Here is a 16424-nt window from a genome sequence, read left to right as displayed (position 1 = left end):
TGAATAACTTGCCATTGGGAGTCGGTCAGATCAGTAGGATACATTGGTGGTTCTTTGTTCCTACAAACTTACCGGCTCCTTATTTTTATCAAAATGCTATTTTTAGACAGTCTCTTAGACGAGATAGAAATTCGTTATGACTATATCAGTGGCTGCTTGGGGTCTGGTTTGATTTGGTTTTATACGAAAGTTTGCCATTCTCTACCAAGCCAAATAGTTGAACGAATCAAACAACAACCTATAGTTATTCCTGAACAGGCAAATATTAACTGGCAGGAGTTATTATATCGTTTTTTGTACCAACAGGACGGCCTACGTGAGTTAAATCAGAGATTTATCCCCGAATACTCAATAGAAAATGCCTTGGCTATTGAGTTTTACAACGTAGCGCGTCTGTGTGCCTTGGCTGGAAAAGGATTCGATCAGCAAATTCTGGATGATGGTCTTGGGCGTCTATCTGAACGGCTGGGATTTTACACCAAAGTTCTTTTTGAACAGTATTGGGTGGGATTCGATAAGCCACCATATCAAGGTAAAATCTTTAGACTTAGAGAAATAAGTGCTTCTTACCGATTTATACTTCACCAGGTTCAACTCACCGGGTTTCCTTCAACAACACCTGATACTTATAGGAAACTACTCACAGAAGAAGACTTCTCTACTTTCCTGGCTAGATTTCTCAAATCTTATGAATTAAAAGAACAACATTTGGTGGCTCGTCTTGAAAGGGAAAATTTTGATAGACAGCAGGAAGATATTCAATCTGCATTATCTAAACCATTGTTATTAGAAGCAGAAAGGTCGGCTATAGGCCTGCCATCTTCCCCTAAATTGACCATTTTGTCAGAAAAACGAGATGGTATCTTTCTGGCTCTTAAATGGTATATAGTTAGCGGAGCGGGCGCTCTTGAACAACTACTGGCTTCGCAGGTTGCTGACAGTCCAGTAATAATTGAAGGTCGTCCAGCCAATGCATTGGTCTACATTTTTCGGCAAGCCTTTGACGCAGGCTATATTATTAATCACAAGAGTGAGATAGCACGGTGGTTAGTACATTGGTTCCAGATACAGACTAAAGAAGGTCAAGAAAAATTGGATTATAATACTGTTTATGCAGCTATATGTAAGCGTAGTAACATACCTACTAAAACATCACGAATACCTTATGCTCCATAAAAAAACTATTACTCATCTCATTACTTAGGTATTGAGATGAGTAATTTTCTGTTAGCTGTTTTGCATCGGCTATACTAACAGCCGGGCGCAATGACAGTCAATTTTCAACAAATGCAGGACGACGTAAACACAATCAAAGAAGTGGTGTTTACTCTTAGGGAGCAAATCAATCAGGCTCCGTTTCAGGCAGCCGACGACAAACCCATGTCGTTGGGTGAAGCCGCCGAATTCCTCGACATCGCCGAGCAGACAATCTACCAAAATATAAAGAAAGTACCCCATCGGAAACGATTCGGTCGGTTATACTTCTTTAAAACGGAGTTACTGACGTACCTCGACGGCAAGGAGGTGAACCGTGACTAATAACGTAAGCTACACTTTCAACAGGCTGTTGCCCTGGGTGATACAAAGAGTCGACTATCTCGCGGGTCGGTTTATAACGGGAAGTATGTGGACTGATTGGTTCGTAGTGCTTGCTTCAGTATGGCCGAATTAATAAACCCGAGCTATGCCAATCTGCAATACTACGCTCGAATATCGGGGCGATCTGGCTGAACGGTTACTTCGTAGCCGCTTGCTTCAATTTGATGAGGTTCGAGAACAAGGAAGTGCCAGTATCAAACGCTACTACACAACTCTAAAGTTTCGGAACTTTGCCTTCGTCGTATATCCACACACGGGTAAGGTAATTTTAAAAGGCTCTTGGGCTAAATTTCACAATAACGGTCAGCACAATTACACGCGCTATACAACGGCTGATCTACTGGTTGATATTTCAATCTTATCTGACCTATTCGGGTACGATTTCTCTGGGGGTTTAATCCATGGCGTCGAAGCGGGCGTTAACTTAGACCTTTCGGCGCTGCCACAGCCCTACTTCTCACCAGATTATCTAATTCCCTTGATTATTTGCTATCAGGGACGTAAGCCTTTTTTACCCATGAAATCTATTCGGGGGGTAGGGCAGGGAGTAGAGTGCGCTATGAGCAACTACCGCATAAAAGTTTACGACAAAGGCATGCAATACCACCTGCCTGGCTCGCTCCTTCGGCTGGAATACGATTGCAATATGATAAAGGAATTGCAGCCAATGGGTATTCGGGTGTTGAGCGATCTTACTCACTCACATAAAATGAATCTATTGGGGCAGAAGATTCTAGGGTTATTAGCAGATATGGTCATTGTAGAGCCAGTAGTGACTGCTACATTGTCAACAGCAGAACGCAAACTCTATGAGAAGGCAGAACGGCCGATTTTTTGGCGGGAGTTGAGTCGTCGGAATCGGAACTATTATTTAAGTTGCTTCCGTGTGTTGATGCAAACGTATAGTCTATATCGGTTGCACAAAAGTCTTTGCGAACAGGCCCGATATGAGTGGGATACACTGACCAAAAATTGTAACGTTTTTGCCGGTGTGCATCCTATTAACCAAGCAGATTATGAAACAGAAAATTGTAACATTTTCTTGCCTGTTAATTATAGAAAACGTTACAATAATTTTGATAAAATTGAAGTCCCTGACTTTACCGGCTCACTTTTTGATATTAATGCAATTAATGTCGTACAGTTCCTACCTTCGTCGGATGAGGAACGTCGCTGTGAGGTAACAAGAATGCCGTTGCATAAAGACCAGCCCAGGAGTAGTAAGGTTGTTGGTATTACGACCCTAAAAAATAACCCTGACCTGGTAGAGCAATTCCGCCAACGCTACGGACGAAAGAAATGTAAACGTGCTTACTACTCCGAAGAGTATCGTTTGGCACATGGTCCGCGTAACGAAAAAAGTAATGGCCCTAATAACCTTCGTCGCCGGGTTAATAAGGCAATACAGAATACACCTTTATTTCCAGCTAAAGACGTTATTCGACTCACCGCCGACCAGCAGGCTACGTTGACTTATTTTGCGGGAACACCTTATGAAGTCAAGCTAAGTTGATAGCAAAAAAATAAATTGCTACTGTAGGTATTGTATATCGTCGTTGTAATCTGCCATCTGTCCACTTTCGGCTGACGATATACAAATTAGACTATGTTTCCCCTTTTGAATATTATAGTGAGCAAGTTCAACATGTTGCCTAAATATTTGTCCAGTGTTTTGTTGCAAGTCCAACTTAATTAAAGAATTCTTTTTGGGCTGAATTTTTTTACAAGCCGGGGGATGTGTAAAAAATGGACTAGTACCGGGGGAGATTGAACCGGTAGTGCCCCACATCGCTCGCGTTGCTGTTATTTCTACAGGTGTCATAAGAGCTACTGGCAAACTCAACAGGTTTATTGATAACATTAAAATATGTGCATATTATTTTTATATATTTATAAAAATAATAATATAGTGCGACATAGCAGTACCAGAAAAGAGTCTGGAAGGCCTGAAAACTTTATGGTATTAGCCCCAAACCTCAAACTCTCGCTCAACAAGTAAAGATAAGTCGATAACATAATAGCTTGTGAACTGAAAATGAGGCTATTAGTAAAAATACTATTGCTCCAGTAGTAGGCAATACTCCAAATAAGTAGTACCACCAATGTTCATTAAACACAAAATGGCAGCAAACGTCCTACATAACCATAACCGAAACCCGTACTATGCTTCCAAGGAGAAGCAACACTTGGTCCTTTTCTCGGCTAAAGATTACCATGTAAATCAATTGGTTGTCCTTAGTCCAATTTCACTGCGGGTTCTGTTGCTCTTGGCCAGCAAACTGACTGCCGAGGGCTATGCCACCGCTACGTTAGATGAGTTAGCGCGGTTAATACAGACTCCTCGTAGTTATGTCAACAAGGGCATTCTGGAACTGGCCAGACATAATCTGATTAAGAAAAAGAAACGAAGCGAGTACTGGATACGCCCTGACATTTTCCGGCCTGCTCAGATCGAAGTATAAATCAAATCGCTGAAGCTATCAAGGATTTCAGACAGCACCTTACTATCTTGTTAAGGTAGGGGCGTGTTTTAACTTAAAAAAATTAATCGGAGAGTTAACCAAAGTCTTAATCCTTATTCTACTGGAAGTGAGACTACTGGTTCATAAACTACGGCGTCGCTGCCGGAAAAGAGGTTTGGATGTCTTAATCCTTATTCTGCTGGAAGTATAACTACTGCACCAACCTCGACCACACGCAATGCCCGAAAGCCGCGCCTTGTCTTAATCCTTATTCTGCTGGAAGTGAGACTGTTGGACTAAAGAGTAAAAGCCTTACTGATGATTCGTAAACGATGTCTTAATCCTTATTCTGCTGGAAGTGAGACTGTTGGACAATATCTCTGGAAGACTGGCTCAAACTGAAAGAGTCTTAATCCTTATTCTGCTGGAAGTGAGACTGTTGGAACAGTTACGACTATGGAAACTCCTAAAAATCCCGGAGTCTTAATCCTTATTCTGCTGGAAGTGAGACTGTTGGAGTTCAACTGAAAAGTGTAACACAAGTTAAAAGTAATGTCTTAATCCTTATTCTGCTGGAAGTGAGACTGTTGGCTGTGGTTTAACCATAATCCTTAGCCAAATAAGGTCTTAATCCTTATTCTGCTGGAAGTGAGACTGTTGGCTAACAGTTAAAGCAATGGCAACTGTAAATGGAGTGTCTTAATCCTTATTCTGCTGGAAGTGAGACTGTTGGACTTCTATAAGCATATTGGTTGCTCTATTCCTACCTAGTCTTAATCCTTATTCTGCTGGAAGTGAGACTGTTGGGTATCACTATAAACTTATAAAGTTATGCCACGTAATGTCTTAATCCTTATTCTGCTGGAAGTGAGACTGTTGGCCCTCCTCCAATCCCTTGCCACCATCGCCTTGTGCGGGTCTTAATCCTTATTCTGCTGGAAGTGAGACTGTTGGGGGAGCTGGGCATCGACGCACCGTTTCTGGACGTGAGTGTCTTAATCCTTATTCTGCTGGAAGTGAGACTGTTGGGAGTACACAAAAAACCCCCAAGGGTACTGGCTTGTAAAGGTCTTAATCCTTATTCTGCTGGAAGTGAGACTGTTGGCTGTCCCTGTTTCCAGTGTCTCACCTTCAAACCCCGACGGCGTCTTAATCCTTATTCTGCTGGAAGTGAGACTGTTGGATCTTACTGAATTAGTTTTTGGTATGTTTGGTTTCTTGTCTTAATCCTTATTCTGCTGGAAGTGAGACTGTTGGTAGACATCCAGTTACTCATTGTACCAAGAGTAGGAGAGTCTTAATCCTTATTCTGCTGGAAGTGAGACTGTTGGCTCAACAAGTTGATTTACCAGCTTTTACATACTGGTGTCTTAATCCTTATTCTGCTGGAAGTGAGACTGTTGGTACTTTCAAATAGATGTTATCGAACTTCTTAACAAAGGTCTTAATCCTTATTCTGCTGGAAGTGAGACTGTTGGCCTGCCTCAAAGCCGGATTCACATCTGTCCAGTAGCTGTCTTAATCCTTATTCTGCTGGAAGTGAGACTGTTGGATGGTTATGGTTTCACGTTTGAGGGGGAATATTTAACGTGGTCTTAATCCTTATTCTGCTGGAAGTGAGACTGTTGGACCGTCACACAAGCGTATCAATCAGAACCAGTAACAAAGTCTTAATCCTTATTCTGCTGGAAGTGAGACTGTTGGCCGATGAAGGCTTACTGCTGGTCAACCTACGGTCAGGTCTTAATCCTTATTCTGCTGGAAGTGAGACTGTTGGATTGTTGAAAAACCCGAAGAACCTGTTACAACAAGTCTTAATCCTTATTCTGCTGGAAGTGAGACTGTTGGTTTTCTCTGTGTATGTGATACATCGGGTTCAATGGCTGTCTTAATCCTTATTCTGCTGGAAGTGAGACTGTTGGCAAAGAACTGAAAGTATTATATAGTGATAATACTTGTCTTAATCCTTATTCTGCTGGAAGTGAGACTGTTGGAATCAATCAACGCTGTATTGAGGCTGCTTACTTCGCGTCTTAATCCTTATTCTGCTGGAAGTGAGACTGTTGGTGGTGGCTATGAGAACCTACTTCAACACCAACGGCCAGAGTCTTAATCCTTATTCTGCTGGAAGTGAGACTGTTGGACAGGAGGTAGCGGCTTTTCAGACAAGTCAGTGTGGTCTTAATCCTTATTCTGCTGGAAGTGAGACTGTTGGGGCGATAAAGGAACTGAACGATGGCATCGAAGCCTAGTCTTAATCCTTATTCTGCTGGAAGTGAGACTGTTGGTTGGTTTACAGAACCCCATCGGGAGCCTACGAGGTCTTAATCCTTATTCTGCTGGAAGTGAGACTGTTGGAACGAAAGGGGCTGTGGCACAGGGAGATACCATTGAGGGTCTTAATCCTTATTCTGCTGGAAGTGAGACTGTTGGTTACAGCTATGTATCAACATGGTAATGTAATTGTCTTTGTCTTAATCCTTATTCTGCTGGAAGTGAGACTGTTGGGTCGATGCTGATGTCGAAGCTACGAACCCAGGGCCAGTCTTAATCCTTATTCTGCTGGAAGTGAGACTGTTGGGGATAATAAATCTCCTCTTATTACGAGTGGGATTCGTCTTAATCCTTATTCTGCTGGAAGTGAGACTGTTGGGCCTTTGTATCAGTAATGGTACATCGTAGTTATACTCGTGTCTTAATCCTTATTCTGTTGGAAGTGAGACTGTTGGGTATGCGTCTGATTAATGATTATAATAGTGTTCAAGAGTCTTAATCCTTATTCTGCTGGAAGTGAGACTGTTGGCCCTCGAAGAAGGGCGCAAAGCCTACCGCCAAATCCGTCTTAATCCTTATTCTGCTGGAAGTGAGACTGTTGGATTCTTTCGTGCGTAACTGTTCACTGTGATACTGTCGGTCTTAATCCTTATTCTGCTGGAAGTGAGACTGTTGGTTGATTCAGGACTGATGAAACATCTTGGTGTAGTGGTCTTAATCCTTATTCTGCTGGAAGTGAGACTGTTGGTGCTATAACTGAACGCAATCAAAATGTTGTGTATGTCTTAATCCTTATTCTGCTGGAAGTGAGACTGTTGGTCCTAAACTTGTTCACTGATATGAAAATCAAACAAGTCTTAATCCTTATTCTGCTGGAAGTGAGACTGTTGGTCACTGTGATACTGTCTGCTAATCAGATACTTCATGGGTCTTAATCCTTATTCTGCTGGAAGTGAGACTGTTGGCCACCCAAACGCCCCGCCTGCCCTTCTTTTCCATGTCTTAATCCTTATTCTGCTGGAAGTGAGACTGTTGGAAAAGCAGGACTTGACACCTGCGGCTATTGGGGCAAGTCTTAATCCTTATTCTGCTGGAAGTGAGACTGTTGGATATTAAGGGAATGACAGACGAACAAAAAGCCCGATTGTCTTAATCCTTATTCTGCTGGAAGTGAGACTGTTGGCACAATTAATTGTGAATCAATAAGATGATTACAATGTCTTAATCCTTATTCTGCTGGAAGTGAGACTGTTGGTATTTATATTTTATAAAGATAGTACTGAAATACCGTCTTAATCCTTATTCTGCTGGAAGTGAGACTGTTGGCTTAGGTGAATTGGTAGTACGGGGGCGAATGTGCGGGGTCTTAATCCTTATTCTGCTGGAAGTGAGACTGTTGGTATCTCCTTCGCTCTTCAAAGCACAAGGTCTTACAGTCTTAATCCTTATTCTGCTGGAAGTGAGACTGTTGGGAAGCCCCTCCACGACCAACCGCGCCGGGGGGCGTACGTCTTAATCCTTATTCTGCTGGAAGTGAGACTGTTGGTATACTCATAGTGGTATGTGGTAAACTAATAAAGTCTTAATCCTTATTCTGCTGGAAGTGAGACTGTTGGGCTGCACTTGAGCAGTTTGAGACCGAATCTGGACGTCTTAATCCTTATTCTGCTGGAAGTGAGACTGTTGGAAGGACGACGCTAAACGTAATAGTCATGAGAGGAGGTCTTAATCCTTATTCTGCTGGAAGTGAGACTGTTGGCCGAGACGATGGCTATGCTGTACAGGCTTGATTACAATTAGTCTTAATCCTTATTCTGCTGGAAGTGAGACTGTTGGCTTAATACGGAAACTAACATCGGAATAAAGACCAATATGTCTTAATCCTTATTCTGCTGGAAGTGAGACTGTTGGCCTGCAAGCTAAGGCTGGGGAGGCGCTGTATGCCATTGTCTTAATCCTTATTCTGCTGGAAGTGAGACTGTTGGACCTCGTTCCTGTTTACAAAGGGAAAAGTCTCAAAAATGTCTTAATCCTTATTCTGCTGGAAGTGAGACTGTTGGAAGGTTTCTTTGACCAGTTTGTAGTTGTATATGCTAGTCTTAATCCTTATTCTGCTGGAAGTGAGACTGTTGGCAGGCAACGGACTACGCTGCGATAGAAGGGCTGCAGTCTTAATCCTTATTCTGCTGGAAGTGAGACTGTTGGCCATCGTGGATGACGCCCGACAGGGAGCCAAACTCGGTCTTAATCCTTATTCTGCTGGAAGTGAGACTGTTGGTACAAACATGAATGCAGAACAAGTTATCGAACAGCGTCTTAATCCTTATTCTGCTGGAAGTGAGACTGTTGGACCGTTCACTTTTACATTGCGTTGACCAAATGAGTCTTAATCCTTATTCTGCTGGAAGTGAGACTGTTGGAAACAAACAACAACCAATCAAAATTTTATCACTAGTCTTAATCCTTATTCTGCTGGAAGTGAGACTGTTGGGATTTCAGCTCTTCTGATACGGTTGTGGATGAGCCTAGTCTTAATCCTTATTCTGCTGGAAGTGAGACTGTTGGGGTTCAATCAGAAGAGTGAGCAGTGGTTCACCTTCAGTCTTAATCCTTATTCTGCTGGAAGTGAGACTGTTGGAATTCCGTAACGGATGTAAGCAAGCGCTTGGTTAAGTCTTAATCCTTATTCTGCTGGAAGTGAGACTGTTGGAATATCCTTAACGATGCACAAGCGCAGGATTGGCAGTCTAGTCTTAATCCTTATTCTGCTGGAAGTGAGACTGTTGGAGGCTATGTTTGATTATCGTGGAAAATGTGTAAGTGTCTTAATCCTTATTCTGCTGGAAGTGAGACTGTTGGTACCCGAAAGGGAGTTAACCGCCTCGAGTTGGTTGTCTTAATCCTTATTCTGCTGGAAGTGAGACTGTTGGTTCGGGTCAATGATTGTGAGGGTATCTCTCAGCTTGTCTTAATCCTTATTCTGCTGGAAGTGAGACTGTTGGTGCGTTGTCTCGCGCCAACAAACTGTTAGCAATCATGTCTTAATCCTTATTCTGCTGGAAGTGAGACTGTTGGACCGGAAGTGGTTACATGGTTGATAATCAGAAGACAAAGAACATGTTTGTTTGAAAAGTACAGCCAGACCATTGAAATTTTATAGCAAAAAGGAACACCACTACAGTTCAGACTGACAAGTTTACCGATTCTTTCTGTATTCGGAAAGCGCGCCAGCCGCTTTTTTGCTTTACAGCGTCCCAGGAAGCGATGGCCTCCACAGTTACCAGGGCATCAGTTAGCCTAACCGATGCCATGAGCAGATCAGCCGGTACGTATATATCCCCCACAAAACCAAACCGCTTGCCATCCACTACCCGTAATGGGCCCGACAGCGTTCGGGTTTGTAGGTGAGTAGGGAGCGCATCGGTAGCGTTGGCCGTCTGTACCCGCAATTGCATACGGCCATTCTTTTCCTGTAGCGTGTAGCGCAGTGCCAGTCGATCCCCTACACATGGCTGAAGCTTATATTTATTCGCTGGAAAACTGCCGGAAGTCCGTTCGTCGATGGACACGTTTACGTAGTGCCCCGTTGCATCGACGCCGGTAACTAAGGCAACCGTTTCGGGAGAGTCGGCCCAAAGAAGGCGTTCAGCCAGGGGCAATAGCCCCCTATACCACCCCCCTAACGAGACGATTTCGGCCTGCGTATAACGGCTATCGTTCAGCCATTGCTGTACCTGCGTCGGCAAGGGCCATTGATTGACCTGCCGGGTTTGCACTAACCGATCAATTTCGGCACGGGCATCGGCCCAGCGATTTTTCAAAATGAGCCAGGCGGCCATACGCTGCCGCACGTTCACCAAAAACGCTTCGGGCGTTCCCAGCGTAAGCGCGCGGGCGTAGCAAGCAGGCACCTCTTCGGGCGAAACCAGTTCGGCCAGCAGGCTCCACACCCAGAAATCATTAGTTTTCATCCGGGCAAAAGGCAAAAACACAGCCATTGCTTCCGTGGGCCTGTCGAGCCGGATGAGCAGCCGGGCCTGGTAATACGGCAGAAAGTCCCAGTCAGGATGTTGGGCAGCAAGCGATGCCAGCCGGTCAATCCAGGGTGCGGCCAGTTCGTCGGGCAGCAGCACTCCCTGCAGGAGTTGCTTAGCCACTGCCTGCACCAACCCTTCCACCAGCGGCCTCGCTGTTTTACCGTCGCCATAGGTTTCGGGCTGCTCGTCCTCCGGCCGGAAACCACCCTCCCAGCCGTACTGATCGAAAAGGCCCAGCCAGTCGAGTCCGGTAGCGGTATGGCGCAGCAGGGCTTTCCACCAAACCGACCGGAGTAACCCCGGCTCAGCCGGTACAAATGGTCTTGCCCGCCGAAGCACGTCGGAGAGTGGCCCCAGCGAGAGCGTTTCGGGTTTATGGCGCAGCAAAAACCGACACACGCTCCAGCCTACCGACTCGCGCCAGCGTGCGTCCTCAACCATCGGAAAATCGGCAATCAGCGCCATACCGCGCAGCATCCGGGTGGTATCGGTGCTGCCCGATGCTTCTTTGAGCAGATCGGCATACACCCAGCCCAGCGCCCGGATCGTCTGCGAATTGGCCGGATCGGCTTCATAGCGGCTGCGTGCCTGCTGGTAGGCAATACGAAGGTCAGAACCCGAACGGGTCGACGGTGCCGGTGTGTTAATGAAGGTCATGGTGATGGGGAGAAAAAAGATTAAACAAATACGGTATGTTTTGGCGCGCTGATCTGCTGGAGTTCAAACGACTGCCCAATGCACTGCAAGCTGTTGAGCATGTCTTCGCCAACAGGCAGCAGCATAATACTATCCTGATTTTCGTACAGTTGCTGAATCTGCCGGAGCAGGTCGGTCAGCCGGGCGTGGCGTTTTCGGTGAATACGCGCAAAAAACACCGATTTCTGGACCCGGATACAGCCTTCTTTTTCGAGAAGCCGCGCCACCAGCCGACGAATTTTGTCATTCTCGATGTCATAGCAGATAAAGCAGTACATATCTTCAGGTCTTTTTAGGGGTTGTTGCTGTAACCAGCCTAACCAGTCTGCCAAATGGGTGGGCAACGTCTGCCCATTGGCCAGTTGCCCATCGGTCAATGCGGGTAATCCGGCGCTGGCCCAGCGTTCATTCCGCGTGAGCAGGGGGAGTGTAGGCTGTCGTTTTCGGCGGGGCATAGGGTGATGAGTGACTGATAGAATTAATGAATGAGTGAATAGCTGCCTATCCTATTCATTTACTAATTCTCACAAAGGGCAATGGGTACGTTTTGCGTTACTGGCTCCGGGAAAAGCAGCCGGAAAAGTTCGCCATAAAGTAGGTTGGCCAGGGCGGGGTCGGTGCCGGTTTTGGGCGAGCGCACCACCGAAAAGCCCTTCCTGCCATGCCACACATTGACTTCCGCCCGCCGAAATCCCTGCTTCACGGCCACCTTCAGTCCGTAGTTCAGCGGGGTCATTTCGGTCAGTTCCCAGCTAAACTGGGCACAAACAGCCCGCACCGCCGGTTCGATGGCCCAAAGTTCGTCGGGAACAAACGTCTGTTTCTCCCGCCGGCTGGGTGTGTTTGGGTTAATGGCCCGCAGCACATCGCGGTAGGCGACCTCATTGATGGGACGCTCAACGGCGGGTTTACGCGCCGAAACGACCCCATCGGCATCCGGCTCATCGTCAAACAGCCCTTCACCCAACGGAGCCTGGTCAGGCAACCACAGCCGCCAGTCAACGGGCATCGCATCGGGATTGTGGTAAGCCGTAGGGTCGTGCGCCAGAAAACAGGCCCGCGTTGCGTCGGATGTACGCAGGTCGACGCTTTTTACAAAGCCGTGCCTCAGGCCAAAATCACCCGCAAACTGGCGGTAAGCCGCTGAAAACGTTTTAGCATCGGTGCAGGCATCGAGCAACCGAAAAAACAGTTTCAACCCCTCCCCCGATGGCGATACAAATGCCAGCGCCACCGACAAATCGGCCCGAATAGCGTCAGGAACCTGTCCCTCCAGCCCGGTGCAATGATCAAGATCGAGCACAAAATACGTAGCCTCGTCAAGCCCATCCATCCGCCGAATGCCATTCGCAAAAACACTCCCCACCACGTAGGGCAGGCTGGTTTTGGCTGTTTTATAGGCATTCTGGTCAAATTGAGCCAGCTTTCGCAGCCGCTCCGTCTGGTGTTGCAGGGCCGCATCGGCGCGTACCCATGTAGCCACCTCCGCCAGCGAAATCGCCCGCAGCGTGTCGGTCGCACTCGTAATCTGTTGCCCCGAAGAAAGCAGTGGTGTTGTCATGGCTGTACGGGATTAGTGGTAAATGAGAATACAAATGAATAGATTCTTACTGCGATGGAATTGCCGTTTAGTGTACATCATTTAGCGATTACCAGCTTTTTCAGCGTACTGGCCAACTGCTGGGCTTCCAGCACGATATGCTGTCCCCGCGAGCGCGACAAGCCTGATACGCCAATTGCCACCACTTCGGCTAAGTAGTCGTTCATCGACTGAATCAGTACCCGTTTGCCCGCCGTATTCAGGTAAAACATTTCATTCTCACGGTCGAAAAATTCATCGAATACAATTTCCTGCACCAGCAGATGGCACACCACATAGTCGGCCCAGGCCCGAAATGGCTCAATAAAGTCGTAGGTCAGCACCGGGCGATTGTATTCATCACGGTGCATGACGCCCACAAACGGATCGACCCCTGCATTAATCAGCGCCGATTCGCACTGGCCGTAGAGCATACCGTAAGCATAGTTGAGCAGGCAGTTAAATACATCAGTGGCTCCGCGCCCACTGCGCCGGGCAAAGCGGTAAGCCTCTGGCAGAAAGGCGTTTAGTTGGGCGAAATAGACCCGCCCTGCGCTGCCTTCCAGTCCCCGAAACGTAGCTAAACACTCGCTGAGGTCGTTCATCGGCGTATCGCGCAGTTTTTGTGTATAACGACGAATGGTGTGCAGACTTTGCTCCTGGTCGGGCTGATGGCTCTGCCCGGTTAAGGCACTCAGCAGGTCGATAACCGTAGCCTGATTAGCCAGCTTACGGAGGAGCAATCCGCGAACCCATTCGGCCCCGGCCGGGCTTTGCGAAAACGCAAGCTGGTGTTTCCGAATGGTAGCGATGGAGCCAAATCGGTTGCTCCAGACCCTTCCCGTTGGAAACCCCCGCCGATCCACAAACAGAATATCGGTATTCTGCTCAATGGCCATCATGACAACGTCGTGGCTCAGGCGCGTGGCAGCGTGCAGCACAATACTGCTAACCTCATGAACGGGCATAAAAAATTCGCGCTCACGGCTCCGTACCCGATACCGCCCTCCCGATACCGATAGGCTGCTGCCACGTTGGTTAAGAACAAGTTGCGTCAAAGTGTGGATACGAGTTAAGGGATTAGTCTACTTCATTAGTCTAAAGGTCAGGTTAAGCCGCTCCCCGATTTTAGCGGCCGTTTTCGGTACCTGGTGTTGCCAGAAGTGTTGCGTACTGCCCTGCATCAGCAAAAAAGTACCGTGGCCCAACTCGACCTCGTGTTTTATGGCGTGGTCGTCTTTTCGGCGCAATTGAAACCGGCGCGTGGCGCCAAAGTTGACCGAACCGATCACAGGGTTTCGGCCAAGCTCCTTTTCGTCGTCGGCATGCCAGCCTACGTAATCCTGCCCGTGACGATAGCGGTTAAGTAATACACTCGAAAACCGCGCGCCCGATGTTGCTTCAATGCGGGCTTTGATGGCCAGCAGGTCGTCCGTCCAGGGGCGCGCTTGTAGGGTAATACCCGAGTAGGTATACGGTTTGTCTGTATCGCCATACCAGGCCGATAGTCGGGGCAAAGGCACCTGTTTGCCATACAGCCGGATTTCGTCCTGCTTCCACAGGATTGTATCTAATAGTGCTGCAAACAGCCGGTCAGCTTCCGTTGAGCTGAAAAACGCCGGATAATACATCAGTTCCGCGTCGGGTAGCTGAATAATCGGCTTGGTTTCCGGCACCGGAGTAGATTGGGCCGGACTACCGAAGAGGTCAAGTTGGTTGGTCGTCATAGGTGTAAATTGATTAAAGTTGAACAGTAAACAGGCATTCTGTACGCTTAATGGAATAGGGTAAATAAGCCTTTTTATAAATCCCGAACACACTTCCCGTAAAACCGTCAGTGCGATCGGATAACGTTCTGGCCTTAACAAACTGGTCTCGGAACTCCCGTAACCGTTTGTTGCGAAACTCAGCAATAGCCGGACTAACGCACACAAACAGATTCAGCCCCTTTTGAGTGGTCTTGATCGTATGGGCAATGGCTGTATAATCCACTTCGGTCATATCAAGCAAATTCGAGAACAGGTGAATTTTAACCTGAGCCGGATCGGTTTGCACCAGTTTTCCCGGCAATGCATCGGCTCTGTGCAGTAACGTCCTTATGGTCGCCCCGTTGGCAGGCAGTACCCGCAGGTGATCATCAGCCCGGCTGAGAGCCAACGCTGACGGTTCGATCAGGGTGAACCGGCTAACAATAAGACCCGGCAACTGATGCCGTGCATAGTCGAGTAATACGCCACTGGCCAGACCCTGTCCACAACCCCAGTCAATGACCTCCGCCCGACCAACGGGAAAAGCACTCAGGCTGGATAGTTTTCCAAATGCACTGTTGAGTTTAATCTGGTGCATGTTGCCATAGGCGGCTAAGTAAGCACTGGCTTGTTCAGCAGTTTGGATAATGGCCGTGCCACTGTTGAGTGCCTGGAAATCAGCCACGTTTCCGGTCGCCTGATAACAAGTGACGTGATAGCGAAGGATCGCATCGAACGAAGGAGTGGCACCAAGGCTACGTTGAAGCTGGGCGTAATAAGAAGCGGAATAGGTCGTCGTCATAATCTGGAGGAGTTTGGGTATGAATAGGAGCCAACCTGATTAGGTGAGTGACTATCCTTACATTGATGCTACAAAAATCCTCCTCTCCACTGCATTCTATGTGCAGTATAATTGACTAATTTTAGATTTTTCAACAGAAACAGACTCCTCTGCACAGATGCCGAAAAACAAAAATTTTATGGGCCGGATCATGGCTATTCACGAGAAGCTAAGTAGTGGTTTTCACTATAGTCTCGATGAACTACTAACCGCCTGCGAACTGGCTACCGGAAAACGACCGTCCGAAAAAACCATCTACAACGATTTGCGGGAATTAAAAGACGTCTATGGTGCGCCTATTCCCGACCGAGATCGGTCTGGGAAACCGTATTACTACACTACGTCTTTCTCACTCTATGGAGTACTTAACCCGACAGACGCTGCCCTCAGTAATGAAGCGGTAGCGTTACTACGCCAAATGAATACGTTACCGCAATTTGCGGGACTGGAGGATGTAATGCTGCGGTTTGAGCAACAGGCAGGAGTTATTGGTAAGCCACGCGAAAGCGTCGTACAGTTTGAGCAAAATAAGCAGTACACAGGCCTCAACTGGCAACCAGACTTATATAAAGCCATTCAGGACGACCATCCGTTGCTGATTCATTACGCAGAATTTGGCGAATCGCCGATTACTTATCAGATGAGTCCGTACCTACTCAAAGAATTTAATAATCGCTGGTATGTGTATGGCTGGCTAGTTGAGCATAACCGGATTCGCAACCTGGCCCTCGACCGAATCGTCCATATCCGTATACTAACCGACCTGCACCGTCGCCCCGACGCCACCGATTGGGAGGAGTATTTAGGCGATATTGTTGGTGTTACGCGCTTTGCTGATCTACCCATCGAAACCTGGATGCTCCGCGTATGGATAAAACGGGCCTTATACGTCGAAACCAAGCCCATTCATCCCTCGCAAACGATCATCCACCGCACCGCCGACTACATTGATTTTCAATACGAACTCATCTGGAACAACGAATTAGACGCCAAGATTCTGGAACTCGGCCCCGACGCCGAATTGCTGTCCCCACCTGAACACCGGAGCCGACTGGCTGGATTAGTGCAGAGGATGGCCGGTCGGTATGTGTAGAGACGCAATACCTTGCGTCTCATAATGCGTCAGCTCTAATGCGTCAACAGTAGCGTGGTAATAAAACCATTCGGTTCAGGAGACGTAAGGTATTA

Annotated in this window: 11 protein-coding genes and 1 CRISPR repeat array; of the genes, 5 read left to right on the top strand and 6 right to left on the bottom strand. The window is 47.2% G+C overall.

Annotated elements, in window-relative coordinates:
- Positions 1-93 precede the first annotated feature (93 nt).
- The 4 genes from ACYVI1_RS26095 (at position 94) to ACYVI1_RS26080 (ending at position 4061) form a co-directional block, all read left to right on the top strand.
- On the top strand, positions 94-1176 hold the full coding sequence (locus ACYVI1_RS26095) for a hypothetical protein (RefSeq protein WP_460913935.1): 1083 nt from the start codon (positions 94-96) through the stop codon (positions 1174-1176).
- Between the two features lie 111 nt (positions 1177-1287).
- Positions 1288-1539 (top strand): helix-turn-helix domain-containing protein, encoded by a 252-nt coding sequence (locus ACYVI1_RS26090; protein WP_460913934.1) that lies wholly within the window; start codon positions 1288-1290, stop codon positions 1537-1539.
- A 145-nt stretch (positions 1540-1684) separates the two neighbouring features.
- A complete protein-coding gene (locus tag ACYVI1_RS26085) occupies positions 1685-3112 on the top strand; it encodes a hypothetical protein (protein WP_460913933.1) in 1428 nt (475 codons plus the stop codon).
- Positions 3113-3719: 607 nt separating this feature from the next.
- Positions 3720-4061 carry a hypothetical protein gene (locus ACYVI1_RS26080; protein ID WP_460913932.1) on the top strand — a complete coding sequence of 114 codons (342 nt, stop codon included), beginning with the start codon at positions 3720-3722 and terminating at the stop codon, positions 4059-4061.
- Positions 4062-4164: 103 nt separating this feature from the next.
- Positions 4165-9410: a CRISPR direct-repeat array (repeat unit 37 nt; unit sequence GTCTTAATCCTTATTCTGCTGGAAGTGAGACTGTTGG).
- Positions 9411-9517: 107 nt separating this feature from the next.
- On the opposite strand, the gene ACYVI1_RS26075 is transcribed toward ACYVI1_RS26080, so the two are convergent.
- The 6 genes from ACYVI1_RS26075 to ACYVI1_RS26050 all read right to left on the bottom strand — a co-directional run bounded on the left by ACYVI1_RS26075 (position 9518) and on the right by ACYVI1_RS26050 (position 15197).
- Complete coding sequence (locus ACYVI1_RS26075) at positions 9518-11029, bottom strand: DUF7017 domain-containing protein (protein WP_460913930.1); 1512 nt, start codon at positions 11027-11029, stop codon at positions 9518-9520.
- 20 nt (positions 11030-11049) lie between these two features.
- Positions 11050-11523, bottom strand: a complete 474-nt coding sequence (cas2, locus tag ACYVI1_RS26070; RefSeq protein WP_460913927.1) for a CRISPR-associated endonuclease Cas2 — start codon at positions 11521-11523, stop codon at positions 11050-11052.
- Between the two features lie 62 nt (positions 11524-11585).
- Positions 11586-12629 (bottom strand): CRISPR-associated primase-polymerase type B, encoded by a 1044-nt coding sequence (locus tag ACYVI1_RS26065; RefSeq protein ID WP_460913926.1) that lies wholly within the window; start codon positions 12627-12629, stop codon positions 11586-11588.
- 77 nt (positions 12630-12706) lie between these two features.
- On the bottom strand, positions 12707-13705 hold the full coding sequence (gene cas1, locus ACYVI1_RS26060; RefSeq protein WP_460913924.1) for a CRISPR-associated endonuclease Cas1: 999 nt from the start codon (positions 13703-13705) through the stop codon (positions 12707-12709).
- A 27-nt stretch (positions 13706-13732) separates the two neighbouring features.
- A complete protein-coding gene (locus ACYVI1_RS26055) occupies positions 13733-14374 on the bottom strand; it encodes an alpha-ketoglutarate-dependent dioxygenase AlkB family protein (RefSeq protein WP_460913923.1) in 642 nt (213 codons plus the stop codon).
- 13 nt (positions 14375-14387) lie between these two features.
- Positions 14388-15197, bottom strand: a complete 810-nt coding sequence (locus ACYVI1_RS26050; protein WP_460913922.1) for a hypothetical protein — start codon at positions 15195-15197, stop codon at positions 14388-14390.
- Positions 15198-15354: 157 nt separating this feature from the next.
- On the opposite strand from ACYVI1_RS26050, the gene ACYVI1_RS26045 reads away from it, so the two are divergent.
- Positions 15355-16329, top strand: a complete 975-nt coding sequence (locus ACYVI1_RS26045; RefSeq protein ID WP_460913921.1) for a helix-turn-helix transcriptional regulator — start codon at positions 15355-15357, stop codon at positions 16327-16329.
- Positions 16330-16424 lie beyond the last annotated feature (95 nt).

The organism is Spirosoma areae (assembly GCF_054781775.1).
This window is presented reverse-complemented; position numbering and strand designations above follow the sequence as displayed.